This window comes from Thiofilum sp. (assembly GCF_016711335.1).
GTDB lineage: Bacteria > Pseudomonadota > Gammaproteobacteria > Thiotrichales > Thiotrichaceae > Thiofilum.
In genome coordinates, this window is sequence record NZ_JADJTF010000001.1 from 2,723,966 (window position 1) to 2,747,768 (window position 23,803).

Here is a 23,803-nt window from a genome sequence, read left to right on the forward strand (position 1 = left end):
TCTCATTAGTGGCGGAAATGGCGCATACCCGTGAAAACCATTGCCATACCATGTTCATTAGCCGCAGCGATTACCTCCGCGTCACGCATGGAGCCTCCGGGTTGAATCACTGCTTTAATACCCGCTGCGGCTGCATTATCAATCCCATCACGGAACGGGAAGAATGCATCAGAAGCCATGACCGAACCGGTCACGGTTAAACTCGCTTGCTCAGCTTTAATCGCTGCAATACGGGCTGAATTAACCCGACTCATTTGTCCGGCTCCTACCCCAATGGTCATGGCATTATGGGCATAAACAATGGCGTTAGACTTAACAAACTTGGCGATTTTCCAAGCAAACTCTAAATCACGTAATTCTTCTGCGGTCGGCTGGCGCTCAGTCACCACAGTTAAACCTTCTAAGAGTGCCATATCCGCGCTTTGCACTAATAAACCACCATTCACGCGTTTGAAATCCAGCCAAGGTTTAGGCTGAGCTTCCCACTGTTCTACCGTGAGCAGGCGTACATTCTTTTTGCTAGTGACAATGGTTTGTGCTTCAGCGCTAACGCCCGGCGCAATAATCACTTCCACAAATTGACGCTCAACAATAGTCTTAGCCGTTTCAGCATCAAGTAGTTGGTTAAATGCAATAATCCCGCCAAAAGCTGACTCAGGATCAGTACTATAGGCACGATTATAAGCCTCTAAAATAGTATGACCGACCGCAACACCACAAGGATTAGCATGTTTAACAATCACACAAGCGGGAGCGCTAAATTGTTTCACACACTCCAAGGCGGCATCGGTATCAGCAATATTATTATAAGACAGTTCTTTGCCTTGTAATTGAGTGGCGGAGGCAATCGTGCCCTTAGGAGCATTAGGCTCTACATAGAACGCGGCGGATTGGTGCGCATTTTCCCCATAGCGTAGTTCTTGCTTTTTCACCACTTGGAGATTGAAAGTGGCGGGGAAATTCAGCGGTTGATCGTGAGTACCACCTTGTACGCGTGCACCTAAATAGTTAGCAATCATGCCATCGTAGCGAGCGGTGTGTTCAAACGCTTTGACAGCTAGCTCTAGACGAGTTTGCGGGGTAATGCAGCCGTCGTTTTGTTGCATATCGTTCAGCACTTGAGCGTAGTCACTGGGGTTAACCACAATCGTCACATGCGCATGATTTTTAGCACTAGCACGTACCATTGCAGGGCCGCCAATGTCGATGTTTTCAATCGCATCGTCCCATGAGCAATTCGGTTTGCTGGTTGTTGCTTCAAAGGGGTAGAGATTAACCACAATCAGGTCAATGCGCCCAATGCCCTGTTCATTCATCACCGCATCATCTTGACCGCGCCGCGCTAAAATGCCGCCGTGAATTTTGGGGTGCAGGGTTTTGACCCGACCATCCATCATTTCAGGGAAGCCTGTGTAGTGAGAGACTTCAATAACAGGTATTTGATTATCAGCCAGTAATTTCGCTGTACCACCTGTAGATAGGATTTCAACGCCTTGCGCATGGAGTTGTTGCGCGAGTTCTAAAACACCCGATTTGTCTGAGACACTGAGGAGCGCTCGTGTCACCTTGCAAGCACTAACTGAGGACATGCCACATTCCCAAAAATGCGGGATTTTAGCGGGTTTATGCTTCAGATGGTAGGGTAAAGTTTATGGGAGTAGGGTTTTACTTTGGTTGCCAATTAGCTAGCATTTCATTGTCAAACTCAATTTGCCAAGTGGCTTTAGGTGGGATATTACGACAGGCTTGTAAATAGTGAATATAATCTGCTCGTGGCATCGTTTCAGCGCCCATACTCAATAAATAAGGATTAGGCATTTGACAATCAATGAGCTTAAATCCCCAGCGTTGTACCGAATAGCAAAGCGCAGTTAATGCAATTTTTGAGGTATCTGGCTCAGTACTAAACATTGATTCGCCATTAAATATCCCACCTGTTACCACTCCGTATAATCCACCCACTAATTCGCCCTGTGGATTCCACACCTCAAAAGAATGCGCTAACCCCATTTGATACAGACGCCCATAGGCTTTTTGCATAGCCGCAGTAATCCAAGTGTCATGGGAATAGCGTCTAGGTAAAGAGCAACCCAATACTACCGAGGCAAAGGCTTGATCAATAGTAAGGATATAGCCTTTATTGCGAATCGATTTGCGCAGACTACGGGTTAAATGAATACGGTCGGGAAACAACACGCCGCGTGGGTCAGGACTCCACCAATAAATCGGCTCATCCCCACTAAACCACGGAAAAATACCGCTATGGTAAGCATTTAATAAACGGGTAGGGCTTAAATCGCCTCCTACGGCAATTAAACCATTAGGATCAGTCCAAGCTAACTCAACGGGTGGAAAAGGCTCATCAGAGCGACGGGGATTCAACCGAGTTAAGCTAAGCTCTTGTACCATATAGACTCATCCCTAAATAGCTTGATACCGATACATGTATAGGTAGGGGCAGACACAAAGGTCTGCCCCTACGTGCCTATTGACCTAATTGGTCTAAATATTTCTCAGCATCCAGTGCTGCCATGCATCCTGTTCCGGCTGAGGTAATGGCTTGGCGGTACACATGATCCATCACATCACCCGCCGCAAACACACCTTCAATACTGGTTTGGGTGGCATTACCTTGAGCGCCACCTTTGACTTTAATATAGCCATTTTCCATCTCTAATTGATTTTGGAAAATTTCGGTATTAGGGTGATGACCAATCGCCACGAAAATACCCATTAAAGCAATATCTTGGGTGCTACCATCGAGAGTACTTTTGACGCGCATGCCAGTCACACCTGATTTATCCCCTAGGACTTCATCTAGCGTATGATTCCAGAGAATTTTAATATTACCAGTGCGTTCTTTTTCAAATAAATGATCTTGCATAATTTTTTCCGCTTTGAGTTTGTCGCGGCGATGAACCAAAATCACTTCTGAGGCGATATTAGAGAGATAAAGCGCTTCTTCTACAGCGGTATTACCTCCACCAATGACCGCTACTTTTTGTTTGCGGTAGAAAAAGCCGTCGCAGGTAGCACAGGCAGATACGCCACGACCCATGAATTTTTCTTCTGAGGGTAGCCCTAGGTACATCGCCGAGGCTCCGGTAGAGATAATTAAAGCGTCACAGGTATAAGAAGTACTATCTCCTATAAGGGTAAATGGGCGTTCCTGTAGGTTAACTTCTTTGATATGATCAAAAATGATCTCGGTGTTAAAACGCTCGGCATGTTGTTTCATGCGCTCCATTAACTCAGGGCCTTGTACACCTTGATGGTCACCCGGCCAATTATCCACCTCAGTTGTGGTCATCAATTGACCACCTTGTGCCATGCCAGTGATCAGTACGGGTTTGAGGTTGGCACGCGCCGCATAGACTGCTGCGGTATAACCAGCAGGGCCAGAGCCTAAAATAAGTAAACGGTGATGATTAGGACGGTTCAAGAGTTACTCCTTTGTACTAAATTCCCATCAATATTGAGCATAAGTGTATGCGCTATGGGAGAGTTTGAGCAATCCTATGCGAAGTAGGACATTGGGGTAAAGAATAGTCTTGACTCGTGGGGCGAATGTCTGGAGGGATAGAGGTTGAGTAGATCTTTTATCCTTCAGTGAATCTGACAGGCAGCGTTGGACACTAACTAGAACGGAATAAGGAACTCTACTTTGAGTAAAGCCAAACTCAATGCACAAAAACGCGCTAGTTTACAGCAGGCTAGTATTATTTTATCGGTGGGCATTGCCTTAATGCTACTGCTGATGTTGATTAGTTATAACCCATTAGATCCGGGGGCTTTTCATCGCGACGCTACCCACGAAGGCGGCTGTGGTAATCTCATTGGTTGTAAAGGTGCGTGGCTGGCAGATTTAATCTTTGGCTTATTAGGCTATTTTGGTTATCTGTTACCCGCTGGTATTTTATTTTTTGGCTTAAATGCGTTTAAAGATAAACCCAAACCCACTACGCCTAATACCCCAGACAATAATGGAGGGGTGAATACCGCCGTGACGATTGGGGGCGCGATTTTAACAGGCTTAACTGGGAGTGCGTTGGCGCATATTTTATTTACGCCTTATCCTCAAGGGATTGGGGGCGGTATATTTGGCTCGGTGATTGCGGGCTTTTTGGTAGAGAAAACCTTTTTCGGTTTTCATGGTTCGGTCTTACTCTTAGCGGCTTTATTTTTAGTGGGGATTACGCTAGTCACCGATATTCAATGGGGTGAAGTCACAGAAAAGGTAGGTGACTGGGTGATTAAAATGTTTGGCAAATTATCCGCCCGTTTTGCTACCCCTAATACCCCCGTGACTGCTGGCGTTCAAAGCCCTCCTGAATATGGTCATAACCCAACCCGTACCGGACAACGCGTCGATACTTCATTATTTGCCACCACACAAGACTGGATTAAAAACAGTACTAAACAAGCCAGTGGTGTAGTGTCAGGTTGGATGAATCGCTGGGGGCAAAAAGGGCGTCCTAGCGATCAGACCGCCAGTCGTAGCCGTGCGTTTCCTAGTCTAAGACGTAAAAACCCTTTAGATACGGCTGGCTATGATGATGAGCATGACCCTTTATTTAAGGACACGAAGCGTAACGAAGAATTGGGTCGTGGCTCAGAGAGTGTGCTGAGAACACAGGAGTTACAGCCGCCCGACCCCAATTTTTTAAGGGCTTCAACCGCAGCACAGAACCAAGCCGCGCATGCGGTACCTACTTCTGCAACAGCTTCCCCTACACCTGAGCCAGTACCGCTTGCTCCGAGTGCTCCCACTACTTTAGTGGTGGAAGAGGTAGGACAAGTAAAGCGCCGTCCGCGTGAATTACCCAAGCCAGTCGCTAGTGCGGATAAATTAGTATTGCCGCCATTAAACTTACTCAATCCGCCTCCACCTGCCCGTGAACGTGTGACCCAAAGCAAAGAAAGCTTAAAGCGTATGGCAGAGCAATTAGTCGTGTCTTTAAGCCACTATGGGCTAAGAGATGTGGAGGTGGTGGCGAGTGATCCGGGACCTGTGATTACACGTTTTGAATTGCAATTACCGGATGGCACGAAAGCCAGTAAAGTGTCAGGACTAGCCAATGATCTAGCGCGTAATTTATGTGTGTCTAGTGTACGGGTAGTGGAAGTCATTCCGGGGCGTCCAACGATTGGGGTTGAGATTCCCAATGAAAAGCGTGATGTAGTCACCATTAGCGAGATGCTAGCATCGGATGTTTATAATCATAGTCGTTCCCCTTTAACACTAGCTTTAGGTAAGGATATATCGGGCGTTCCGATAGTTGCAGACTTAGGGCGTATGCCGCATTTATTAGTCGCGGGTACAACGGGTTCGGGTAAGTCGGTCGCCGTCAATGCTATGCTTTTGAGTCTGTTATATAAAGCGACCCCTGAGCAAGTGCGCTTGATTATGATTGACCCCAAAATGCTGGAATTAAGTAGTTACGAAAATATTCCGCATTTATTAGCCCCTGTAGTCACGGACATGAAAGAGGCTGCTAATGCCTTGCGTTGGTGTGTCGCTGAAATGGAGCGGCGCTATATGCTCATGGCTAAGCTCAAAGTGCGTAATATTGCAGGCTATAACGCCAAAATTATTGAAGCCCAAGAGCGTGGTGAGCAAATTCCCGATCCTTTATTTGACCCCACTAAATCGCTCGATACTCATCCTAAGCCTTTAACTACTCTGCCTTTTATTGTCGTGGTAGTCGATGAGTTTGCCGATATGATGATGGTGGTGGGTAAAAAGGTGGAGGAGCTGATTGCACGTTTAGCTCAAAAAGCGCGGGCTTCAGGGATTCACCTTATTTTAGCCACCCAACGCCCCTCCGTGGATGTCATTACTGGCTTGATTAAAGCTAATATTCCCACGCGTATCGCGTTTCAGGTATCGACCAAAATTGATTCGCGCACTATCTTAGATCAAGGGGGCGCTGAGCAATTATTAGGGTATGGTGATATGCTGTATATGCCTCCGGGGATTTCCATGCCGCAGCGGGTACATGGTGCATTAGTCACAGACCACGAGGTAGAGGAAGTGGCAACATTCCTCAAGCAGCAAATGGAACCGGACTATATTGAGGGGGTCTTAGAGGATGTTAGTACTTTAGCCGAAGGCTCAGGTGCTGATTTAGGGGAGCAGGGCGAAGAAGCTGATCCATTATATGATGAGGCCGTTGCTGTGGTGACAGAATCCCGTCGCGCTTCTATTTCTTACTTACAACGACGCTTAAAGGTGGGTTATAACCGTGCCGCGCGTATGATTGAAGATATGGAGGCCGCAGGAGTCGTGAGTCCGGTGTTAGCCAATGGAACGCGTGATGTACTCGCCCCTCCACCCGTAAATGATTGAGGTTATTAATGAAAAAAATTCTATTACAAACATTGGCTGGATTGAGTTTAGCTGTGAGTAGTTGGGCAGTTTCTGCGGCAGATCGTACTACTTTGGACAATTTCTTTACTCAAGTAAACACCATGCAAGCGCAGTTTACCCAAGAAGTGTATGACGATGGTGGTAAATTACGCCAAAAATCACAAGGTAATGTGTTTTTAAGCCGTCCGGGAAAATTCAGTTGGGAGTATCGTGCTCCAGAAGCTCATCGTATTGTAGCCGATGGCAAAAACGTGTGGGTGCATGATGTTGAGTTAGATCAAGTAACCGTTAAACCAATGTCGCAAGCATTATCGGCTGCTCCCGTTGGTTTATTGCTCAATAAGCAACCTGTGGAAAAACAGTTTCGCGTCACTGAGTTAGAACCATCAGGCGGTATGGCTTGGTTTAATCTGATTCCGCATCGGCGTGATTCCGATTTCACTGCTATGGATTTGGGAGTCAGTGACCGTGGTATTCAGGAGATGGTACTAAGAGATAAGTTTGGCCAAGAAACGAAGATTCGTTTCAATGGAATGAGTCTGAATCCCGCTATTCCCGCCAATCGTTTCCAATTCACTCCTCCAGCAGGCGTCGATGTTATTGGTAAACCTTCTTAATGAGCGCTTAGCTAGTCATTAAGTGAGTACGCTTAATTATCAGCCCTTAGCCGAAAGAATGCGCCCCACGACTTTAGCTGAGTACGTGGGGCAATCTCATTTATTAGCCCCTAATAAAGCATTGTGCCGAGCTATCGAGGGGCAGCATTATCACTCATTATTATTTTGGGGACCTCCGGGGACGGGTAAAACCACACTGGCACGTTTGATTGCACACTATTGGCAAGCCCATTGGATTAATTTGTCGGCAGTTTTGGCTGGAGTGAAAGAGATTCGGGCCGCTTTAAGTGAGGCGGAGCAGCATCGACCCCAATCCACCGTAGTATTCGTCGATGAAGTACATCGCTTTAATAAAGCACAGCAAGATGCGTTTTTGCCCGCGATTGAAAGTGGGCTGATTATTTTTATTGGTGCTACTACTGAAAATCCTTCCTTTGCTTTGAATAATGCTTTGCTCTCAAGGCTTAGAACCTATGTGCTTAAAGCATTGACAGCTCACGATATTCAACAAGTACTCCAGCAAGCATTAGCATCAGAGCGCGGCTTAAATGCGCTTGTAGCACAGCCAATTACCCTAGAAGCGGATGCTTTGGAGTACTTAGCACAGTGGGCAGATGGTGATGCTAGACGCGCCTTAAATACCTTAGAAATTGCGGCTGATTTAGCTGAAGCTGAAAGTGCATTAGACGCACCTATCATCACTTTAAGTACTGTGCAGAGTGTCTTAGGCGAAAGTACCCGCCGCTTTGATAAAGGGGGCGATGTCTTTTATGAGCAAATATCAGCGATGCATAAATCAGTACGTGGTACTGACCCTGATGCGGCACTTTATTGGCTAGTGCGTATGCTTGATGGAGGGTGTGATCCTCTTTATATCGCACGGCGCTTGATTCGTATGGCGAGTGAAGATATTGGTAATGCCGATCCTAGAGCACTGACCTTAGCACTGAATGCGTGGGAGTCTTATGAACGCTTAGGTAGTCCAGAAGGTGAGTTAATGTTGGCTCAAGCGGTGATTTACCTCGCGTGTGCCCCCAAAAGTAATGCAGTCTATCAAGCTTTAAAGCTAGCTCAAGCCGATGTTACTCAATATGGCTCGCTGGAAGTGCCGCTGCATTTACGCAATGCACCCACTAGCTTTATGAAGCAGCTAGATTATGGCAAAGACTATCACTATGCTCACGATGCGCCCGATGCTTATGTCGTGGGTGAGCAATACTTGCCCGCTGAGCTACAGGGTAAACATTATTACGAGCCAGTTGAGCGCGGCTTAGAAATCAAAATACGTGCGAAATTACAACACCTACGTCAACTCAATCAAGTAGCTTCTAAGTAGGATGTCAGGAAGCTAATTAACTCGTTTCTATTGCCCAGACTATCGGCTTCTGGCTATGATTAGTTTTATTGTATATGGTTTGAGGATATACAAATGAGTAGTGCACAAACAACGCTTTTTAAAAGTAATCAAAGCCAAGCAGTTCGTTTACCTAAAAGTGTGGAGCTACCTGCCTCAGTGCGACAGGTGCGTATTATAGCAATCGGTAAACAGCGCATTATTACCCCTCTTTACGAAAGCTGGGATGATTGGTTTGATCGTTCCGAATGTACACCTGACTTTATGCAGGAGCGTATGCAACCTAGTGATCAGGAGCGGGAGTCACTGTAGATGCTCAAGTATTTGCTGGATACTAATATGGTGATTTATACGATTAAAAATCGTCCTGCCTCGGTACGTGAGGCATTTAAACGCCATGAGGGGCAATTAGCCATTTCAACCGTAACATGGGGTGAACTGATTTTTGGTGCAGAACGCTCTAAACGTCCTGAGCAAAATTATAGGGATATTGAAGGGCTAGCTGCTCGTTTAGAAGTATTGGCGTTTGATGAGAATGCAGCGGCTCATTTTGGACAAATTAGAGCGGAGCTATATGCTATCGGTCAACCGATAGGTCCCTATGATATGATGATTGCAGGGCATGCGCGTTCTCAAGGGCTGGTTTTAGTAACCAACAATACTCGTGAGTTTAGTCGAGTCGCAGGATTACGCATAGAGGATTGGGTGGTGTAATGCTAGTAAGCGCTCTTGAAATTGAGCGGCTAAGTTTAGCACTCTTAATAGAGCAGCATCAGCCCTAAGGTCTTGGCAATTTTTTTAGGGGTACTCTATGTCCCAACAGTACGATTTTATTATTATTGGCGCGGGTACGGCGGGTTGTTTATTAGCTAATCGGCTCAGTGCTAATGGGCGCTATTCCGTCCTACTGTTGGAAGCGGGCAAACGTGATAATTATCCTTGGATTCATATTCCAGTAGGTTATTTATATTGCATTGGTAATCCACGCACCGACTGGCTGTATTTCACCGAACCGGATCAAGGCTTAAATGGAAGGCAGTTGCGTTATCCACGCGGTAAAACCTTGGGTGGTTGTTCGTCGATTAATGGCATGATCTATATGCGTGGACAGGCGCGTGATTATGAGCAATGGGCGACACTCACCGGAAATCCCGCATGGTCATGGGAGCAAGTGCTACCCGACTTTAAACGCCACGAAAATCACTATCGCTTAGATCAGGGGGATTTTGAGCTAGGTGCTGAAGGACACTATGCGGATTGGCACGGGCATGGCGGCGAGTGGCGTATTGAAAAACAACGCTTGCATTGGGATATTCTCGATGCCTTTGCTAACGCCATGAATCAACTAGGTATTCCTAATACGGATGATTTTAATCGCGGGGATAATTATGGTGTGGGCTATTTTGAGGTCAATCAAAAAGCAGGCTGGCGCTGGAATGCTGCTAAAGCTTTTTTACGCCCCGCTTTAAAGCGCCCTAATTTGACCGTGTGGACTGACGCGACTGTACAAAAACTCAACTTTGCTGTTAATGGTGCTAGTAAACGCTGTACAGGCGTTGAGCTAAGTCACAATGGACAGAAACTACGGATTCAAGCGCGGCACGAGGTGATTTTAAGTGCGGGTGCGATTGGCTCACCACAGCTATTGCAATTATCGGGTGTAGGAGATGCTAGTCTCCTACAACATAAGGGCATTCCCTTAGTGCATGAATTGCAAGGAGTGGGGGAAAACTTGCAAGATCATTTGCAAATTCGTGCAGTATTTAAACTCCATCAGGCTAAAACCTTAAATACCCTAGCGAATAGTTGGTTAGGTAAAGCAAAAATCGGTTGGGAATATGCCTTAAAGCGCACTGGTCCTATGAGCATGTCACCTTCGCAATTGGGAGCGTTTACTCGTTCTAGCCCTGAGCAGCCTTATGCTAATCTGGAATATCATGTGCAACCCTTGAGCCTTGATGCCTTTGGACAGCCTTTGCATAGTTTCCCTGCTATGACGGCGAGTGTGTGTAATCTCAATCCGAGTAGTCGGGGCTATGTACGCTTAAAAACTCCCCATGCACACGATGCACCAGCGATTGCTCCCCATTATTTAAGTACTCTGGACGATCAGTTGATTGCCGCGCAAAGCTTAAGGCAGGTGCGTGCGATTGCGGCACAGCCTGCACTAGCCCCTTATCAACCGCAAGAGTGGAAGCCCGGAACTCAATTTCAAACTGATGAGGAGTTGATTAAATTAGCCGGTGATATAGCCACTACCATTTTTCACCCTGTGGGGACTTGCAAAATGGGTAAAGACTCTGATCTGAGTGCGGTGGTGGATAGTGAATTGAAAGTATTAGGGATTCAGGGCTTGCGCGTAGTGGATGCGAGTATTATGCCGACTATTACCAGCGGCAATACCAACTCCCCCACCTTAATGATTGCCGAGAAAGCGGCGGCGTGGATGTTGCGCGATAGTGGCAAGGCTTAAGATCTAATCCTTTTAGGCAATAGGCTAAGGCTTAAAGCTATGCTATTCCTGTGTTTTTAATCCTAGTCTAGGTGTCAACTATATGGACGAAATCACAAAAGAACGCCAAATTTTAATGGCTATGCGTAAAACTTTAGCCAAGATTGTGCGTGACTTGACACCCAATGAGCGTACTGAACGCTATCCCTTGAGCGACGATACCGTCGAGGACGTGAAACATTGTTTTGATCTGATTGCCGCGCGTGAGCGTGAGCTAGCGCAATTGGCGGGGGTACAACAAGCCTATCCCCATTTCACTGATGAACAACGCACGACTAAAGCGCAAGTGATTCGTTTTAAAGCCACCCCAAAAGCAGGAACTGAACATGAGTGATTTTAATTCGGAAGAGTTAAATGTATTAACCCAACAAGTCCTACGCCAACTCGATACTTGGGAAATCAGCCCAGAAAAAAGTGTGCAACTACTCGGTGTGAGTGAAGAAGTAAAGCCACGCCAGCTCCAATCTTATCGCACGGGCTTAAAGACCTTATCGGCGGACAGTCTAGAGCGTATGGGACATATTGTGGGGATAGGGGAGGCATTACGCACTACTTACCCGTTTAGTGCGGCGATGCAGATTAAATGGCTTAATCAGGTACATCGGCGTTTTGCCGGTAAAACCCCTCTTGAGGTCATGATGCAAGAGGGCGTAGATGGCTTGCTCAAGGTACGCGTTGAACTCGATTGTACTTATGGTTATGCCCTAGCCGATGCACAATACCAAAAGTCTAAAGAGCAATCCGCCTAATCATTTCTGAGTTACTAACCTATCACTTATCTAAGGCGCGGTTGTTTAAAGTATTCAAGTGGACGGGGTTGGCGCTTATAAGCGCGTTTTTGACTATTGCTAATTAAGCGTTGTTCCCCCGTCTGCTGTTTCCAGAAATAGCGTGCCATATCCTGCCACTTCATAAAATTCTCATTTTCTACTAAAAGCTTATACCAATAAGTGTTGGGCGTCGTCAGGATAGAAGCGTGTATAGGTTGGGTGCGTTGTTTGGCGGTAAGTTGAGAGGATGAATTGACCTCAGAGGGAGGCGTTCTGACTCTGGAGGAGGCTGCAAAAGTGACTTCGGCCGTGCTATACGTCAGGATTAATAAGCAAAATGCCATGGTAGGTATTGGCAAAATAGTGTTTTTCATTATTTGTTTCCCCTCAAGTACAAACAGAAAAATTGATTTTTTGATCTTTTATTAAGTCAATGTCATTAGTAATAGTAATGGGTTGACACTCTCCTCCCCAATAGGATGGCAGTTACCTTACTTAACCTTAGGTAGTCGGATTAATACCTTACTGACCTAGTGTCAGTATCCTCAGACGAAAGGTATAAAATTGGTTGATAGTTGTAATTATTATTAGGGCATAGAGTAACGCTTATAGCGCTAGAAAACCTTCCAATTATTGAAATATAAGCACTCAAATTCAGCGACTAATTAGTATTGAAAAATACCTAAGATTTGCTACCAAGGTTATATATTGTCTAACTGAATTAAACAGGAATATGTCATGACAGAGCCAACTAAACCGCCTGCTAAGGTGGAGCCGAGCCTGAGTTTTTGGGATAAATTAAGCCGTTTATGGGGTGCTCAACCGCAGGAAGAGCAGAGTGAGCCAGTAAAAACGCTTGAAATAGCCTGCCAAGCCGATGCGCCTGATTTACCCCTGCAACAGCCCTTAGAGACTATTGCACGGGTGCTCTATCAGACCGATCGCGTCGCACCGCCTTGTGATCAGGTGATTGATCAACCTTTTAGTGAGGATGCGATTAATATCAAAGCCAGTGGGCAGTGTATTAAGGGCAATCGTATTATTGATACTGTGATAGGTACGGAACTGGATCAGCAGCAGGGTTTAGCCAAGCGAGCGCATCGGGATGGTGTGCAATTAATTCCTACTAAGGCCAGTGTCGGTAATTATCAATTCATGGCAGGTACTTTAGAGGATCTGACCATTGAAAATAATCACATAATTTCCAAGGGTTTATTACAGGGTATTTTTGCCTCGGATGGTGTATTGCGTAATATTAATATTGGTAATAACTGCATCGATACCCAAGCGGAGCATAAGATTACTCTGAATGGTTTACTATCGGGCAAGCTCAGTAATAATCGGGATTCTTCGGGTCAATTGCTCTCGATTTATTTAGGGCCTTTACGCATTGGGGGCAATTTAGCGACCGGCAATGTGTGGATTTTATCCTTTGCCGCCGATGATGAGTATCGCTATGCGCCTTTAAGTGAAATCATTCCAGAGAGCGATCAAAGTGCTGATGCTGCTAATCCTTATCCACATGTACGCGATGAACGCCATAAGCCGCAAAATCGCAGCGGTCACTTAGGCGACACCAATCTATATGCTTTTCCTTTGGGGCGCTTTAAGCATCATTTGGACAATGCCACGATTGAGCATTTGCTGATGTTACAGACTAATTTAGAGAGTTTATTTAAGGATTGGCTAGGGCGTTTATGTCAAATCCTCCCTGAGGCACAAGTAAATGTGTTGAAAGAGGCGTATCAAGCTGAACGCCATGTGCCTATTGCTCAAATTAAGCATCAAGCACTACGCCATTACTTTTTGCAGGCCTTGGCTAAGCAATTGGGGAGCTTAGAAGATCCGATGGTGGGTAAGGTGTGAGTATAGTTTGTTTAAGCTCGGTTAGCTCTTGATCACGGCGGTGGTAGCCTGTGGCTTTGATTAGGCGTTCAGCCTCATTGATATGATATTGGGGTGAGCGCTTGTAATCAGTAGTCGCTTGATAAAAATAGGCGGTGTTTTCTGCTAATAATAATCTTGCCATTTCTAAATGGTAGTCAGTGAGATGTAGGCGCATGCCACTAGGTTCGGCAATGTCATAGACCTCTTGGAGATCTTGGTGTGCAAGTTTAAAGTTGTTTGTGTGACGATGTAAGGTAGCACGGGCTATAAGCCCTCTTGGCAACATTATTTTTTGACCAGCAGAGTGTAAACTAATAACTGAATGATTAAGCCAGAAAAGGCTAGAATCATATAAGTTCTTTTTTAAGTATGCAGAACCTATTAGTAAAGAGTATAATCCTAAACCAAGCAATTTTTTGTTTTCTTTATCGAAAGAATATAACTTCATAGAGTTCTGTAAAACTAAATCTGTATCTCCTTTAGTTAAGAGAAGATTGTTAAATCTATAACCTGCTAAAGCATTTAAAAAAGGCGTATCTGGCATCCACTCAATTTGGTACTTTAAAGCTTCATTGAATAAGCTATATGATTTATCTATAAAGTTTGCTTCATGTAAAGCATCAGCTAAAGTAGTGCGCTTTCCCATTTGGTGAAATGGATTAAGGCTTTGATCTGAAAGTTTAACAGATTTTTCAGAGTGAGAAATAGACTCATCTATTTTTCCTAGGCATAATAGTAATTCACTTATATTACTATGGTTTATTGCTGCATTTCTCCAGTTTTTTTGACTTTCTCTTATTTTACAGGCTTTGAGCATAGGCTCTAAGGCTTCAGTTAGTCTACCCAGACCACGTAAGTTAAAGCCAGCATTGTTTAATACATACGCCGCTGAGTCATTGTCTAAATAACGTGATACTTCTATCCAAGGGTTTTCAAAAAATTTGGCTACAACTGATAAAGCGTCACTAAAAGCACCAATTCTTTTATTGAGAAACATAGTATCACCCCTCTGAATTCTAGTTTTTACAATATTATCTAGTATTTCTTGTTGTAACCCAATTAAACAACCATGCTCTATAGATCTAAATAAAGTCTGCATTTCTTCTAGCGTATCAGGTAAGTCTTTTACTGCTTTGTTTTTCTCTGTACACGACAATTCGCTTAACTCATTGAATCTTTTTCAAAAGAAAATCGCCTGAGTTTCATCCGTCCATCCTCGATCGCCATGAATTGTGGTGGACAAAGGAACAGAAGCAGCAGCCTAAGCCTATCCACTTTTTCCCGTACCCTTCCATTCAATAAATCGGTCAAGTAGTCCAAGCCGTAACGGAAGACACTTTGCTCTTTGCGTCCATGTTTTTTCGTCTTCAAAGGCTTGACGGCTTTTTCCTTCCATTCGCCGACTTTGTGCGCCCAACAGAAGCCAATGGCAAGCAACGCCATCATCTTTTTGATGCGAGGGGTTTGGTGAAGTGAGTGGCTTCCATGTGAAAACCACGCCCTTTCAAGCATTGGAACAGGTTTTCAATTTCCCAACGTAGCCGATAAGTGCCAATGGGATCAGCCGTGTAGTGGTTGCTGGCGATAATCAACAACTCACCACTGGGCAGCTTTGAGCCACTGAGCCAAACCCATTCCCCGCTAACGTCGCGACGGTGACGGAGAACGCGCCGTTTACCCGGCTTGAGGTTGGCAAACAGCGAGCGGACATGCGCCTCTTTTTTGTGTTTGTCGGTCATCAACTGATTACCCTTGATACGAATCAAGTAGGGAATCTCTTTGGAAGACAACCACTTCCACCATTGACCACCAATAAACTCACGGTCAGCCAACACACCCAAGATGTTGTTGCGCCCGAATTGGCTGATAAATCGTTGCAGCAGGGCAATACGTTCACGTTGGTTAGAATTACCGCGTTTGTTCAACACCATCCAGTAAACGGGGATAGCCGCACCTTGGTAAACAACCGCCAAAGTCAGGAGATTGAGGTTGGATTTGCCCCATTTCCAGTTGGTTCTGTCGAGTGTGAGGTAGTATTGTTGACCACTAAAGGCGAACATTCCCATAAGAAAATGGGCAATGTCATTGTAATTAAAGAACACTTGGCTAAAAAAGCGTTGCATCCGTCGATAGCGGGAACCAATGTCGGTGTCAGAATCTATGTGTACCGCCAACAACGCCAAATTCATTTGTCGCGCACTCAGAAAGGCATGCAGCATTCCCACAAAACAATCCAAACGGGGCTTGCCCCAACTCAAGTGGGCTTTTAAACTGTCACGTAGTCCATCGCTCAGATCCATTTTGCTCTCCTGTGTGGTAACTAGAGAGTAAAACATAGGAGCGGTGGACTTTCACCATCTCCATGACAAACATGCTAAATCAATAAGTTAGTGGTTTTGTCGTGTACAGAGTTTGTTTTTATAATAAAAATAGAGGTTCTCATGTGTTTTTTTCCAAGCGTCTGGTTGTTTTTTTTGCAATTGTTTACCAAAATATTGACGTATCAAAGGATGACAGTCAATTAGGTTAAGATAGCCTTCGTGTATTGACAATAAATGATGTCGTTCGCGTAAATTAATAATGGCGTTTAACCAAGCTTTATGTGGAATATCTTTAGTAAGATTAAAAATCTGTGCCTTCCATAAAACCTCTAGTACTTCAATTTCAACAGGGTGATCAAATGAGCCTAATAAATAGAGTAATTGCAATTCAGGTGTGTTTTCTAGCCATTTTTCATAGGCAGCCATAACCTTAAAAGCGTGGTGCTCAGTAACATTATAATCTCCTATTAATTCATCAATTTTATTACGTTTAAGTATGTCACCATCGTAATAAGTACATAAAGCGTTACCTAATAAGTGTAGAGCAAGTGCATGGCATTGATATTCCTTCACCGCATCCTTTAGTTGATCATTCTCAGATTGATATGCTTGACCACCGCGAACGCCAATTGCTTTCAATAGCCTAATACTATCTTCTACGGTTAGATTTTGTAGATTAATAGAAACAACATTATTACGATCTAAAAGTTCATATACTTGAATACGCGTGGTAATAATGCAAAGGCTAGAGTGTTGAGAAGCTAGCCTTTGTAATAATCGGGTAATGGCTCGATCTTTGAGCCGCCCATCAATACCTTTACCCACATATTGCAGGGGTTCTAGACCATCTAATACTAATAGTGTTTTGCTATCAACCAGAAGTTTAACCAATGCATCCGCTTTTTCTTCTTCAGTTTTGAATTGCGAATAATCGATACCAAAAGCATTAAATGCATCTACAAAGAACGGACTAGCTGAGACCTGTTTATCTTCTGCCGAGCCTTGAGAGTAAAATGACCAAATAATACGATTAGTAATTGCAGCATCCTGTTTATTCAGCCAATGACGTAAAAGCTTGGTTTTTCCGGTTCCACCTGCGGCAATAAACTGCATAATACGAGTACCATCACCCAAAAGAGCATTATCGAGCAGTTGCAATTCCTCCTTGCGCCCAAAGAATCCACCTGCCACAGTTGGAAGGCGGTCAATAAATATGGGGCACTCACTACCTAGCTCCCGAATATCTCCTAATTTGGGCTGTATATATTTAGCCTGCCCTGTGAGTACTCGGTAAACATCTTCATACTGGCTCGGTAAACAGTAGTTAGAGTAGGGTCTGAGTGAAATAGGTATATGGTTCCGATCACCCTGTTCAGGAAGGACAGGAATGAATTTCGTATTTTTGTAATAGTGTTCATATAAAATTTGCGAGATTACTAAACCTTCAAAATTGACACCCTTACCACCTTCAGTCTCAAGTCCTCGATAGTGCCTTAAATAGTTTTCTGTGCACATTAGTAGTACAAAATTAGCCGTTTCAATTTGGTTTTCCATCCAACGTAGCCAACCTTCAGGAGGGAAGCCATTAATATAATCATCGATTCTGCAATCGATACCGTCTTGGCACAGGCGGTCTGCAATACGACGTACAAAATCACGATGATCTAATGAGTCGTGACTATAACTGATGAATACTTTGGGTTTCTGGTTTTGCATTAAGGACTAATCAATGGCAGTTTGAGATGGTCTAAACTATACCATTTATCCCTGTTTATGTCTTTTTAGTAGAGGATTCTTGTCTTAAAGAATTGGTCGATACAAAGGTTTCAAAGACTATTTAAATTTACTTTACATGACCTTGGAGTAAAGCAAAGTCGTTATTGAGTATAACGGTATTAGAGATGGTTTCATTGCTCAGGGTATGGCTGAGCAGGACATCATTTATACCTTCTTATAAAACCCTAAGTCGGTGCTTCATGAAGGGGGAATGTGGATTTCTTTAGGGGGTTTAAGCCCTCTTTAACGAATTACTGTGTGTAATACAGTTTTTTGCTCGAAAAATACGGCAAATGTGCCATAATCCCACACCGTTATTTTAGGCCATTGGGGTTTGACCTTACCTTCTGAATACCAAATCGAAGGTGGCTCGCCATAATGGGCTTTGACCCATTGCATACCTTTACCCGCGAGTTGGGTGGCTTGAGAGGGAGTAATAGTCTTAGCACTCGCAGGATTAGCATGCACACCAGTCAAACTAAGACCTGCCATAACCATAAGAGCATAAGAACAGCGCTGTAGCAGCACCAACATGATGTATCTCCCAGTACTCAGTCATGAGTTGTACAGCGTTGTTAACTAGAATAGATCTAATTCACAAGGGGTCGCTGATTGCAATTAACTCAATTGTTTAACTTAAACACCACAGCAGCCAATCGGTATCAGGGTGATCGTGCCATCCATGTTTAAACCATTAGAACTTTTTATCGGTCAACGCTATACCCACTCAAGGCGGCGTAACCGTTTTATTTCATTCATATCCTTTGCATCCATGCTGGGTATTATGTTGGGCGTGATGGTATTAATTACTATCCTGTCGGTGATGAACGGCTTTGAAAAGGAGCTGCGTGACCGCATTCTGGGAGTAGTGGCGCACGTCACGGTATCGGGTGCTGATAATCAGCTCAGTAACTGGTCAAGCACCTTGCAAACGTTAAAAGCCAATCCACAAATTGCCGGAGCCGCACCCTACACGCAAAAACAAGTCATGCTGATTAATGGCAATCGCCTACGCGGTGTCATTATTCAGGGCATTGATCCTGCGCAACAGCCTGAAGTCAGCGAGGTCAATTTCCGCCTCTTAGAAGGCAGTATGGAGGCACTCGCGCCGCGTGAGTACGGTATCGTGCTCGGTGTAGAGGTGGCGAATAATTTAGGGGTGGGGTTAGGCGATAAAGTGACCGTGATCGTGCCCCAAGTGCAAGTGACCCCAGCAGGGATTATGCCGCGTGTAAGGCGGTTTACCGTAGTCGGTATTCATCGCGTAGGAATGCAAGAATATGACGGTTTGACCGCTTTTATTCATTTGGATGATTCACAACGCCTATTTCGTATGCCGGATAGCGTGAGCGGTATTCGCTTGAAGCTCAGTGATCTCTTTAATGCGCCCACACTTAAACAGTCCTTAGAAACGCAATTAGGTACTGAGTTTAAAGTACGTGACTGGACGGAAGAGCATGGCAGTATATTTCGCGCCGTTAAAACCGAAAAAATTGCTATGACCTTAATTTTATTCCTAGTGGTAGGAGTGGCTTTATTTAATCTAGTCGCCTCTTTAATGATGGCGGTGAATGATAAGCAGGCAGATATTGCCATATTAAAAACGCTGGGTATGTCGCCTAATCAGGTAATGCGTATCTTTATGGTGCAGGGCAGTATTATTGGTATAGTGGGAACTATTTTTGGAGTGATGTTGGGTGTGCTATTAGCGCTGAATGTAGGAAGCATAGTGCCCTTTATTGAAAATACCTTTGGCTTTAAAATTTTTCCGCCCAATTTATTTTATATTAGTGAAATACCCTCGCAAATGTATTGGTCTGATGTTATTAAAATTGCGATTGCGGCATTAATCTGTTCGGTATTAGTCACTATTTATCCGGCACGGCGAGCTGCCAAGATTCAACCAGCGGAGTCTTTACGTTATGAGTAATTTATTCCAGCCGTTGGTCGCTTCAATTGGTCTGCGTTATACCCAGTCACGGCGTAAAAGCAATTTCATTTCCTTTATTTCCCTAGCGTCCATGATTGGAATTGCTATTGGGGTATTAGTGCTCATCACTGTGCTTTCAGTGATGAATGGTTTTGAGTCGGCCATGCGGGAGCGCATTTTAGGTATGCTCGCGCATGTCACGGTATCCGAAAATGATGCAATGGTCGATCAGTGGCAACCGATGCTAGAGGATGTAAAACGCTTTCAGCATGTTAAAGCTGCCGCGCCCTTTATTGAAAAACCTGTGATGCTCAATCATGGCGACGAGGCGCGTGGTGTCATGTTGCAGGGCGTATTACCAGAATACGAGTCACAAGTCGCCGATGTCTTTAAGCATATTAAAAAAGGCGACCCTGATACGCTTAAAGCGGGCAGTCATCATATTATGATTGGCTCAAAACTGGCAGAAGATTTAAAAGTTGATATTGGTGATAAAGTCACCTTAATTAGTCCTTCAGGGGATGCATTAGAAACCGGAGAATTGCCGAGCTTAGAGCGTTTTACCATTGGCGCGATATTTCGCATTGATATGCAAAATTACGATTCTGCTTTTGTGTATATTCATCAAGCCGATGCGCAAGAAATTTTTAAAATGGATAGCAGTGTCACGGGTATTCGTTTAAAGCTCGATGATGTCTATCAAGCACCTAATTTAGATACTGAAATTATGGCGCGGATGGGGCTAAATTATCCTGATTTGTGGGTAAATAACTGGACGCGCCAAAATGAGAATTTCTTTAAAGCGATTCAAATGCAAAAATCAGTCATGTTTATTATTTTGCTTCTGATTGTTGCCGTCGCTGCTTTTAATTTGGTGTCCACTTTAGTGATGGTAGTGACTGATAAAGAATCCGATATTGCCATTTTACGTACTTTAGGGATGTCGCCCGCTAAAATTATGCAGGTCTTTATGGTGCAGGGGACTTTAATTGGCATTATTGGTACAGCGATTGGAGTGGGTTTAGGCATATTATTAGCGATGAATTTAGGTACGATAGTGGGTTGGTTAGAAGTATTGTTTGATACGCATTTTATTTCCGGTGATGTGTATTTTATTAGTGAATTAGAGTCGCGGGTGAATCCGCGTGATGTGATTTTAATTACTAGCGCATCGATTATTTTGTCCTTAATAGCCACGATTTATCCGGCGTGGCGTGCATCTAAAGTTCAACCCGCTGAGGCATTACGTTATGAATAATAATCCTGTGGTGATTCGCTGTAGTCAGCTCACTAAATCGTTTGCCGATGGGCGCTTAAACGTGCATGTCTTACGCTCGGTGGATCTTGAAGTGCAAGCAGGTGAGCGCATTGCTATTGTCGGCAGTTCGGGGAGTGGTAAGAGTACCTTACTGCACATTTTAGGTGGCTTAGATTTGCCTAGCTCTGGTCACGTAGAGGTACTGGGCAAACGCTTAGATCAGCTTTCCGATGTAGAGCGCGGTAATTTGCGCAATGAGGGCTTAGGGTTTATCTATCAATTCCATCATCTATTGCCGGAGTTTACCGCACTGGAAAATGTGGCTATGCCGCTATTAATTCGCGGGGTGGATGTCAAAAGTGCCAGCCATACCGCCAGTTCCTTACTCAAACATGTGGGTTTGGGCGAGCGTTTAGATCATAAACCTGCACAACTCTCTGGTGGGGAGCGTCAACGTGCAGCGATTGCACGGGCATTGGTGACGCGCCCTAAAGCGGTACTCGCCGATGAGCCAACGGGTAATCTGGATCAGCAAACCGCTGAACAAGTGTTTGAACTCATGCAAGGCTTAAATCAACAATTGCAAACGGCATTTGTGATCGTAACCCATGACCTGAAACTTGCTAGTCGTATGGATACGATGTATCGCCTCATGGACGGGGAACTCAAGCGCATTTAAACCATGCGGCGCTTAGCCTTGGGCTTACTAATAGGCTGCCTAAGCGCCTTATTCTTAACGACTCTGCCCTTGAAGGGGTGGAGTATTTTCTTTCTACTACTAGGCTTAAGTGGTTTTGCTTACAGCCTGATTCAAACTCGCTTGCAATCCTTCTTGATCATCTTCAGCACCGCTTTGATAGGTTTTGGCTATAGTGCTTTCAGTGCTCATCACCTACTCGATCAACGTATTCCTAGCAGTTGGGAGGGGCAAGATATTGAAGTTGTGGGGCAAGTGATTGATCTACCTGCTTTCGATGGTCGCAGTACCCGTTTTGTCTTAGACGTATATACTGCTAAACCCGTCAATACCAAACTACCTACGCATCAGTTAGGGCGCATCAAACTCACTGGGTATCAAACGAAAACCTTAGCCGTGCAAGCGGGTGAGGTCTGGCAATTACGTATTCGCGCTAAGCGTCCCACGGGTTTTATCAATCAACATGGTTTTGATTATGAGCGTTGGTTAGCGACTGAACGCATTAGTGCCACAGGCTATGTACGCGACAGTCATTTTAATCAGCGTTTAGATACTGCCTCGATTTTCAATATTGATGCGATTCGCGCTCGTATTAAGGAAGCATTAGCGCATACTTTGCCGGACTCCAGTGTGTTAGGTTTATTGCAAGGTTTAGCTATTGCCGATCAGGAGCATATCAATACTGAGCAATGGGAGCTATTGCGTAATACCGGAACCATTCACCTATTAGCGATTTCGGGGCTACACATTGCAATGGTCGCATGGCTGGGATTCGTTCCGGTGTGGCTAATCGGTTGGTTGTATCCGAGCCTGTGGGAGCGTATTCCGGCGCAAGTATTAGCGGGCGTATTGGGGGCAGTGTTTGCTACAGGTTATAGCTTATTGGCGGGGTTTAATATTCCGACTCAGCGCACTTTGATCATGATCTTAGTGGTGGTGTGGTTGCTTACGCGGCGCACGCGTTTGCCTTGGTCAAGGATCTTAGCGACTGCTTTAAGTGCGGTCTTGCTGTTTGATCCCCTCGCCCCTTTGACTACGGGGTTTTGGTTATCGTTTGGGGCGGTGACATTATTAGTATTACTGGCGCAACGTGAGGCTCAACCTTCGCGCTGGCTGTGGCTTAGGCTGCAAATCGGTATTGCGCTGTGCATGATTCCTTTAACAGCGGGGTTTTTTGGCATGGTGTCGTGGGTGTCACCGCTAGCTAATTTGATCGCTGTTCCGCTGGTGACGGTGCTAGTCGTACCGCTGCTATTGGTGGGGTTACTGCTGTATCCGCTGGGGTGGAGTATTGGTGTTTATTTGTGGCTGATGGCAGAAATCGCTGTGCAGTACTTAATGCAGTTGCTGGAGTATTTAAGTGCTTTGCCTTGGGCGGCGCAATTTTTAAGTGCAGCACCGTGGTATTGGCTAGCCGGTGCGGGGGTAGGGGTATTGTTGCTCATTATGCCGCGTGGGATGGTGGGGCGTGGGCTAGGGCTGATTTTAATCATTCCGCTCTTTAGCTATCAGCCTCCGCGTCCAGATTGGGGCGAGTTTCGTTTAAGTGTGTTGGATGTGGGGCAAGGCTCTGCTCAAGTGATTCAAACCCAGCACCATATCCTCGTGGTCGATACGGGGGCGCGGTTGGATGAGTTTGATTTGGGTAAGCTGGTAGTCGTACCGTGGTTACAGGCTCAAGGGGTGCAGCACTTGGATAAGTTACTGATTACTCATGCCGATAATGATCATAGTGGTGGGGCTGAAGCGGTATTGGCGGTATACCCTAAGGCTGTTTTGCAAACTAATGCACTGGAACTATTCCCTCATCATCCGGCTGAGTCCTGTTATATGGGCGCTAATTGGGTTTGGGAGGGGGTAAGGTTTGAGGTGTTATCGCCTGAGCCTGATGATACTGCTACGGGGAATAATGATTTGTCTTGTGTGCTCAAGGTATCGAATGCGCATCACAGCGTATTGTTGGCGGCTGATGCTGAAGGGTTAGCTGAGCAACGTATGCTCAGGCGTTGGGGCAAGGGTTTAGGTAGTGAGGTGTTGGTGGTGGGGCATCATGGCAGTAAGTCGTCATCGAGTGCGGAGTTTTTGCAGGCGGTGCAGCCTAAGCTTGCTTTGATTAGTAGTGGCTATCGTAATCGCTATCAGCATCCGCATGCTGAGGTGCTGAAGCGTTTGGAGGAGCGCGGGATTGTTTATTTTAATACGGCGGGTGGGGGTGAGTTGCGGGTAAGTGTGCCGAATGGTGCTGTGCCTTTGGTGGTGTGGGAGGAGCGGGAGCGGCAGCGGGTTTGGTGGCGACGTGACTAGCAGTGGT

At 45.1% G+C, this 23,803-nt stretch carries 22 protein-coding genes; 13 read left to right on the plus strand and 9 right to left on the minus strand.

Annotated elements, in window-relative coordinates; genetic code table 11:
* Nucleotides 1–5 precede the first annotated feature (5 nt).
* The 3 genes from purH to trxB all read right to left on the minus strand — a co-directional run bounded on the left by purH (nucleotide 6) and on the right by trxB (nucleotide 3,442).
* The gene (purH, locus tag IPL34_RS13055; RefSeq protein ID WP_296841886.1) at nucleotides 6–1,589 is read right to left on the minus strand and encodes a bifunctional phosphoribosylaminoimidazolecarboxamide formyltransferase/IMP cyclohydrolase; all 1,584 of its coding nucleotides are present in this window, start codon (nucleotides 1,587–1,589) and stop codon (nucleotides 6–8) included.
* A gap of 76 nt (nucleotides 1,590–1,665) precedes the next feature.
* Nucleotides 1,666–2,409, minus strand: a complete 744-nt coding sequence (aat, locus tag IPL34_RS13060; RefSeq protein ID WP_296841887.1) for a leucyl/phenylalanyl-tRNA--protein transferase — start codon at nucleotides 2,407–2,409, stop codon at nucleotides 1,666–1,668.
* Between the two features lie 76 nt (nucleotides 2,410–2,485).
* Nucleotides 2,486–3,442 (minus strand): thioredoxin-disulfide reductase, encoded by a 957-nt coding sequence (gene trxB / locus IPL34_RS13065; protein ID WP_296841888.1) that lies wholly within the window; start codon nucleotides 3,440–3,442, stop codon nucleotides 2,486–2,488.
* 222 nt (nucleotides 3,443–3,664) lie between these two features.
* Between trxB and IPL34_RS13070 the strand changes: the two genes are divergently transcribed.
* The 8 genes from IPL34_RS13070 (at nucleotide 3,665) to IPL34_RS13105 (ending at nucleotide 11,602) form a co-directional block, all read left to right on the plus strand.
* On the plus strand, nucleotides 3,665–6,349 hold the full coding sequence (locus tag IPL34_RS13070; protein WP_296841889.1) for a DNA translocase FtsK: 2,685 nt from the start codon (nucleotides 3,665–3,667) through the stop codon (nucleotides 6,347–6,349).
* Nucleotides 6,350–6,357: 8 nt separating this feature from the next.
* A complete protein-coding gene (lolA, locus tag IPL34_RS13075) occupies nucleotides 6,358–6,987 on the plus strand; it encodes an outer membrane lipoprotein chaperone LolA (RefSeq protein ID WP_296841890.1) in 630 nt (209 codons plus the stop codon).
* Nucleotides 6,988–7,045: 58 nt separating this feature from the next.
* Entirely contained in the window at nucleotides 7,046–8,323 is a 1,278-nt protein-coding gene (locus tag IPL34_RS13080; RefSeq protein WP_296843069.1) for a replication-associated recombination protein A, read from the plus strand.
* A gap of 93 nt (nucleotides 8,324–8,416) precedes the next feature.
* On the plus strand, nucleotides 8,417–8,653 hold the full coding sequence (gene vapB / locus IPL34_RS13085) for a type II toxin-antitoxin system VapB family antitoxin (RefSeq protein ID WP_296841891.1): 237 nt from the start codon (nucleotides 8,417–8,419) through the stop codon (nucleotides 8,651–8,653).
* Complete coding sequence (vapC, locus tag IPL34_RS13090) at nucleotides 8,654–9,055, plus strand: tRNA(fMet)-specific endonuclease VapC (protein ID WP_296841892.1); 402 nt, start codon at nucleotides 8,654–8,656, stop codon at nucleotides 9,053–9,055.
* A 97-nt stretch (nucleotides 9,056–9,152) separates the two neighbouring features.
* Nucleotides 9,153–10,814 carry a GMC family oxidoreductase gene (locus IPL34_RS13095; protein WP_296841893.1) on the plus strand — a complete coding sequence of 554 codons (1,662 nt, stop codon included), beginning with the start codon at nucleotides 9,153–9,155 and terminating at the stop codon, nucleotides 10,812–10,814.
* Nucleotides 10,815–10,896: 82 nt separating this feature from the next.
* Entirely contained in the window at nucleotides 10,897–11,187 is a 291-nt protein-coding gene (locus IPL34_RS13100) for a segregation and condensation protein A (protein ID WP_296841894.1), read from the plus strand.
* A complete protein-coding gene (locus IPL34_RS13105; RefSeq protein ID WP_296841895.1) occupies nucleotides 11,180–11,602 on the plus strand; it encodes an antitoxin Xre/MbcA/ParS toxin-binding domain-containing protein in 423 nt (140 codons plus the stop codon). The genes IPL34_RS13100 and IPL34_RS13105 overlap by 8 nt, the downstream gene beginning before the upstream one ends.
* A 26-nt stretch (nucleotides 11,603–11,628) precedes the next feature.
* Here IPL34_RS13105 and IPL34_RS13110 read toward each other — a convergent pair whose 3' ends face one another.
* Nucleotides 11,629–11,997 (minus strand): hypothetical protein, encoded by a 369-nt coding sequence (locus tag IPL34_RS13110; RefSeq protein WP_296841896.1) that lies wholly within the window; start codon nucleotides 11,995–11,997, stop codon nucleotides 11,629–11,631.
* A 364-nt stretch (nucleotides 11,998–12,361) separates the two neighbouring features.
* Between IPL34_RS13110 and IPL34_RS13115 the strand changes: the two genes are divergently transcribed.
* Nucleotides 12,362–13,489, plus strand: a complete 1,128-nt coding sequence (locus IPL34_RS13115) for a hypothetical protein (protein ID WP_296841897.1) — start codon at nucleotides 12,362–12,364, stop codon at nucleotides 13,487–13,489.
* Here the strand turns inward: IPL34_RS13115 and IPL34_RS13120 are convergent.
* From IPL34_RS13120 to IPL34_RS13140, 5 genes are all read right to left on the minus strand, one after another.
* The gene (locus IPL34_RS13120; RefSeq protein WP_296841898.1) at nucleotides 13,443–14,666 is read right to left on the minus strand and encodes a tetratricopeptide repeat protein; all 1,224 of its coding nucleotides are present in this window, start codon (nucleotides 14,664–14,666) and stop codon (nucleotides 13,443–13,445) included. The two genes, IPL34_RS13115 and IPL34_RS13120, sit on opposite strands and share 47 nt — an antisense overlap.
* Before the next feature lie 5 nt (nucleotides 14,667–14,671).
* Nucleotides 14,672–14,956, minus strand: coding sequence for a hypothetical protein (locus IPL34_RS13125; protein WP_296835791.1), 285 nt, complete (start codon nucleotides 14,954–14,956; stop codon nucleotides 14,672–14,674).
* On the minus strand, nucleotides 14,953–15,810 hold the full coding sequence (locus IPL34_RS13130; protein WP_296841899.1) for an IS4 family transposase: 858 nt from the start codon (nucleotides 15,808–15,810) through the stop codon (nucleotides 14,953–14,955). The genes IPL34_RS13125 and IPL34_RS13130 overlap by 4 nt, the downstream gene beginning before the upstream one ends.
* An 87-nt stretch (nucleotides 15,811–15,897) precedes the next feature.
* Nucleotides 15,898–17,547, minus strand: a complete 1,650-nt coding sequence (locus tag IPL34_RS13135) for a toll/interleukin-1 receptor domain-containing protein (protein ID WP_296841900.1) — start codon at nucleotides 17,545–17,547, stop codon at nucleotides 15,898–15,900.
* 303 nt (nucleotides 17,548–17,850) lie between these two features.
* Nucleotides 17,851–18,141 (minus strand): hypothetical protein, encoded by a 291-nt coding sequence (locus IPL34_RS13140; RefSeq protein WP_296841901.1) that lies wholly within the window; start codon nucleotides 18,139–18,141, stop codon nucleotides 17,851–17,853.
* 148 nt (nucleotides 18,142–18,289) lie between these two features.
* Between IPL34_RS13140 and IPL34_RS13145 the strand changes: the two genes are divergently transcribed.
* Genes IPL34_RS13145 through IPL34_RS13160 form a run of 4 tightly spaced genes read left to right on the plus strand, consistent with a single transcriptional unit; the run spans nucleotide 18,290 to nucleotide 23,796 of the window.
* Nucleotides 18,290–19,537, plus strand: coding sequence for a lipoprotein-releasing ABC transporter permease subunit (locus IPL34_RS13145; protein ID WP_296841902.1), 1,248 nt, complete (start codon nucleotides 18,290–18,292; stop codon nucleotides 19,535–19,537).
* Nucleotides 19,530–20,795: a lipoprotein-releasing ABC transporter permease subunit gene (locus IPL34_RS13150; RefSeq protein ID WP_296841903.1), complete on the plus strand. Its 1,266-nt coding sequence runs from the start codon at nucleotides 19,530–19,532 to the stop codon at nucleotides 20,793–20,795. The genes IPL34_RS13145 and IPL34_RS13150 overlap by 8 nt, the downstream gene beginning before the upstream one ends.
* Nucleotides 20,788–21,474, plus strand: coding sequence for a lipoprotein-releasing ABC transporter ATP-binding protein LolD (gene lolD / locus IPL34_RS13155; RefSeq protein WP_296841904.1), 687 nt, complete (start codon nucleotides 20,788–20,790; stop codon nucleotides 21,472–21,474). Before IPL34_RS13150 ends, lolD begins: the two co-directional genes overlap by 8 nt.
* A gap of 3 nt (nucleotides 21,475–21,477) precedes the next feature.
* The gene (locus tag IPL34_RS13160; RefSeq protein WP_296841905.1) at nucleotides 21,478–23,796 is read left to right on the plus strand and encodes a DNA internalization-related competence protein ComEC/Rec2; all 2,319 of its coding nucleotides are present in this window, start codon (nucleotides 21,478–21,480) and stop codon (nucleotides 23,794–23,796) included.
* Nucleotides 23,797–23,803: the final 7 nt, after the last annotated feature.

Excerpts from the sequence above, each read along its gene's own strand:
- IPL34_RS13105 (WP_296841895.1), top strand. The coding sequence starts at position 11,180 with ATGAGTGATTTTAATTCGGAAGAGTTAAATGTATTAACCCAACAAGTC.
- IPL34_RS13095 (WP_296841893.1), top strand. The coding sequence starts at position 9,153 with ATGTCCCAACAGTACGATTTTATTATTATTGGCGCGGGTACGGCGGGT.
- vapB (WP_296841891.1), top strand. The coding sequence starts at position 8,417 with ATGAGTAGTGCACAAACAACGCTTTTTAAAAGTAATCAAAGCCAAGCA.
- IPL34_RS13150 (WP_296841903.1), top strand. The coding sequence starts at position 19,530 with ATGAGTAATTTATTCCAGCCGTTGGTCGCTTCAATTGGTCTGCGTTAT.
- lolD (WP_296841904.1), top strand. The coding sequence starts at position 20,788 with ATGAATAATAATCCTGTGGTGATTCGCTGTAGTCAGCTCACTAAATCG.
- IPL34_RS13110 (WP_296841896.1), bottom strand. The coding sequence starts at position 11,997 with ATGAAAAACACTATTTTGCCAATACCTACCATGGCATTTTGCTTATTA.
- aat (WP_296841887.1), bottom strand. The coding sequence starts at position 2,409 with ATGGTACAAGAGCTTAGCTTAACTCGGTTGAATCCCCGTCGCTCTGAT.
- vapC (WP_296841892.1), top strand. The coding sequence starts at position 8,654 with ATGCTCAAGTATTTGCTGGATACTAATATGGTGATTTATACGATTAAA.
- purH (WP_296841886.1), bottom strand. The coding sequence starts at position 1,589 with ATGTCCTCAGTTAGTGCTTGCAAGGTGACACGAGCGCTCCTCAGTGTC.
- IPL34_RS13080 (WP_296843069.1), top strand. The coding sequence starts at position 7,046 with ATGCGCCCCACGACTTTAGCTGAGTACGTGGGGCAATCTCATTTATTA.
- IPL34_RS13125 (WP_296835791.1), bottom strand. The coding sequence starts at position 14,956 with ATGATGGCGTTGCTTGCCATTGGCTTCTGTTGGGCGCACAAAGTCGGC.
- IPL34_RS13115 (WP_296841897.1), top strand. The coding sequence starts at position 12,362 with ATGACAGAGCCAACTAAACCGCCTGCTAAGGTGGAGCCGAGCCTGAGT.
- IPL34_RS13135 (WP_296841900.1), bottom strand. The coding sequence starts at position 17,547 with ATGCAAAACCAGAAACCCAAAGTATTCATCAGTTATAGTCACGACTCA.
- IPL34_RS13160 (WP_296841905.1), top strand. The coding sequence starts at position 21,478 with ATGCGGCGCTTAGCCTTGGGCTTACTAATAGGCTGCCTAAGCGCCTTA.
- lolA (WP_296841890.1), top strand. The coding sequence starts at position 6,358 with ATGAAAAAAATTCTATTACAAACATTGGCTGGATTGAGTTTAGCTGTG.
- IPL34_RS13140 (WP_296841901.1), bottom strand. The coding sequence starts at position 18,141 with ATGTTGGTGCTGCTACAGCGCTGTTCTTATGCTCTTATGGTTATGGCA.
- IPL34_RS13100 (WP_296841894.1), top strand. The coding sequence starts at position 10,897 with ATGGACGAAATCACAAAAGAACGCCAAATTTTAATGGCTATGCGTAAA.
- IPL34_RS13145 (WP_296841902.1), top strand. The coding sequence starts at position 18,290 with ATGTTTAAACCATTAGAACTTTTTATCGGTCAACGCTATACCCACTCA.
- IPL34_RS13130 (WP_296841899.1), bottom strand. The coding sequence starts at position 15,810 with ATGGATCTGAGCGATGGACTACGTGACAGTTTAAAAGCCCACTTGAGT.